Source organism: Streptomyces albidochromogenes (assembly GCF_005981925.1).
Taxonomy (GTDB): Bacteria; Actinomycetota; Actinomycetes; order Streptomycetales; family Streptomycetaceae; genus Streptomyces; species Streptomyces albidochromogenes.
The window spans coordinates 1-2,986 of the sequence record NZ_VBVX01000494.1 but is presented as its reverse complement, the minus strand read 5'-3'; the positions used below and the strand labels follow the sequence as shown (position 1 = coordinate 2,986).

General features: G+C 72.9%; 2 protein-coding genes. One reads left to right on the top strand and one right to left on the bottom strand.

The genetic code is table 11. The annotated features are described in order from the left end of the window. Positions 1-3 precede the first annotated feature (3 nt). Positions 4-1,665, top strand: coding sequence for an amidohydrolase (locus E2E34_RS33010; protein ID WP_138905516.1), 1,662 nt, complete (start codon positions 4-6; stop codon positions 1,663-1,665). Here E2E34_RS33010 and E2E34_RS33005 read toward each other — a convergent pair. Further along, entirely contained in the window at positions 1,660-2,748 is a 1,089-nt protein-coding gene (locus tag E2E34_RS33005) for a magnesium and cobalt transport protein CorA (RefSeq protein WP_167518436.1), read from the bottom strand. The two genes, E2E34_RS33010 and E2E34_RS33005, sit on opposite strands and share 6 nt — an antisense overlap. Between the last annotated feature and the right edge of the window lie 238 nt (positions 2,749-2,986).

The following is a 2,986-nucleotide window of genomic DNA, read 5'->3' as shown; positions in this document are numbered from 1 at the left end:
CTCATGACCCGCACCACCCCCACCGCCCCGGCCGACCTGGTCCTCGTCAACGCCCGCGTCCACACCGTGGACGACAAGCTGCCCGAGGCGCGCGCGATGGCCGTGCGCGACGGGCGCGTCGCCTGGCTCGGCGACGACGCCGGCGCCGCGCGGTGGACCGGACCGCACACCGAGGTCCTCGACGCGGGCGGCCGGCTCGTGCTGCCCGGATTCATCGACGCGCACAACCACGTCAGGCTCGGCTCCGACGACGCCTGCGTCCAGCTCGCCGGCGTCCGTACGCTCGACGGCATCCACGAGCGCGTCCGCGCCTGGCACACCGCCCACCCCGACGCCGAGTGGATCGAGGCCGAGGCGTTCGACTACTCGGCGATCCCCGGCGGCCGGATGCCGCGCGCCGAGGACCTCGACCCCGTCACCGGCGACACTCCCGCCTTCGTCCTCAGCTACGACGTGCACACCGCCTGGCTCAACACCGCGGCCCTGCGCCGCCTCGGCATCTCCAAGGGCCGTACGAGTCTGCCCTTCGGCGAGGCCGAGACCGACCCGGCGACCGGCGAACCCACCGGCTTCGTCAGGGACTTCGCCGTCAAGGGCCTGTCCCGCGACGGCCACCGGGCGCTGCGCGAGCTCGGCGTGCCGTGGGCGTCGCCCGACCGGCAGTACGGGCGGCTCGCGCGCAGCCTCGACGACGCGATCGGATACGGCATCACCACCGTCGTCGAGCCGCAGAACTCCCTCGACGACCTCGCCCTGTACGAGCGGGCCCGCGCCGAGGGCCGGCTCCGCTCCCGGATCGTCGCGGCCCTCTTCCACCCGCGCGGCACCACCGACGCCGATCTCGACGACTTCGCCGAGGCCGCGCGCCGCTTCGACGACGACCGGCTGAACGTCGGCCCGCTCAAGCTCTACATCGACGACGTCGTCGAGCCCCGCACCGCCGCCCTCCTCGAGCCCTACACCGGCTGCGGCCACCACCGGGGCGAGACCTTCTACCCGCCCGAGGAGTTCGACGCGCTGCTGACCCGGCTGGACGCGCGCGGCTTCCAGTGCTTCGTCCACGCCACCGGCGACCGGGGCATCCGTACCGTCCTCGACGCCGTCGAGCGGGCCCGCGCCGCCAACGGCTCGCGCGACGCCCGCCACCAGGTCGTCCACGTCGAATGCCTCGACCCCGACGACACCCCGCGCTTCCGGGAGCTCGGTGTGGTCGCCTGCATGCAGCCGCGCCACAGCGCACCCGAGATCGCCGGGCCCGGCAAGGACTGGGCCGAGAACGTCGGCGAGGGCCGCTGGCACAAGGCGTGGCCGATGCGCAGCCTGCACGAGGCCGGCGCGGTGCTCGCCTTCTCCAGCGACTGGAACGTCGCCGAGATGGACCCCATGGTGGGCATCTACACCGCCGTGACCCGGCGCCCGCTCGGCGGCGGGGAGCCGTGGATGCCGGGGGAGACCGTCGACGTGGCGACCGCCGTGCGCGGCTACACGATGGGGTCGGCGTACGCCAACTTCCTCGAACACGAACGGGGTTCGCTGACCGTCGGCAAGCTCGCCGACTTCGTCGTCCTGTCCCGCGACATCCTGGGCGTGGCGCCCGAGGACATTCCCGGGACCGTCGCCGAGACGGTCGTCGTGGGCGGCGAGATCGTGGTCAGGGGGTCATAGCCAGCCATTGCGGCGGAACGCGCGGTGGATGGCGAAGCAGGCGACGGCCATGACGCCCAGGGCGAGGGGATAGCCGTACGTCCACCGCAGTTCCGGCATGTGGTCGAAGTTCATGCCGTAGACACCGCAGATCATGGTCGGCACGGCGATGATCGCGGCCCACGAGGTGATCTTCCGCATGTCCTCGTTCTGCGTGATCGTCACCTGCGCCAGATGGGCCTGCAGGATGGAGTCGAGCAGCCCCTCGAAAGCGGCGATCTGCTCGGCCGTCCTGGCCAGGTGCCCGGCGACGTCGCGGAAGTACGTGCGGATCTCGTCGCCGACGGTCGGCATCGGCCCGGTCGCCAGCAGGCGCAGCGGCCCCGCCAGCGGTGCCACGGCCCGCTTCAGTTCCAGCAGTTCCCGCTTGAGCTGGTAGATCCGGCCGGCGTCACCGCGCCCCGCCGGCTCGCTGAACACGGCCGTCTCCACCGCGTCGATGTCGCTCTGCACCGCCTCCGCCACCACCAGGTAGTCGTCGACCACCTGGTCGGCGACGGCGTGCAGCACGGCGGCGGGGCCCATGGCCAGCCGCTCGGGCGCCGACTCCAGGACCTCCCGCAGCGGCCCGAGCGAGCCCCGGCCGCCGTGCCGGACGGTGATCACGAAGTCGGGGCCCGTGAACACCATCAGGTCGCCCGTGTCCACGATCTCGCTGGTGGCGGTCACCTCGGTGTGCTCGACGTAGTGGACGGTCTTGAACACGGCGAACAGCACGTCGTCGTACCGCTCCACCTTCGGCCGCTGATGCGCCTGTACGGCGTCCTCCACCGCCAGCGGGTGCAGCCCGAAGAGCTCCGCGAGACCGGCGAACTCCTCCTCGGACGGCTCGTGCAGCCCGATCCAGACGAAGCCCCGGCCGGCCTTGCGGACCCGCAGCAACGCCTCCTCGGCCGGGCAGTCGCCGGGCCGGCGCGTGCCGTCCTCGTACACCACGCAGTTCACGACCGCGCTGCCGAGCGGGGAACGGGTGGGGTGGCTCAGATCCACGTGGGGGCGGTAGGCGCGGCGGACCGCCCGGCTGAGCGTGCGGATCAACGGCATGGAGAGCTCCTTCGGCGAATCGGCGGCCAGTGTGCCACTGGGGACCCCGGGCCGGTCCAGGAGGGGTACGGACCGCTCCTACGGGGCCGTACACTCCGAGCATGGGTCGTCGCGACGCAGGTGAAGCAGGGGGATGCCCGGACCGGGCCTCCCACGCCCTGTGCCGCGCCCTGCACGGCCACGGCTAGCGGTCGTCTCCCCTGCGCCCCGGAGCCGGGCCCCCGAACCGGCCCTTCGC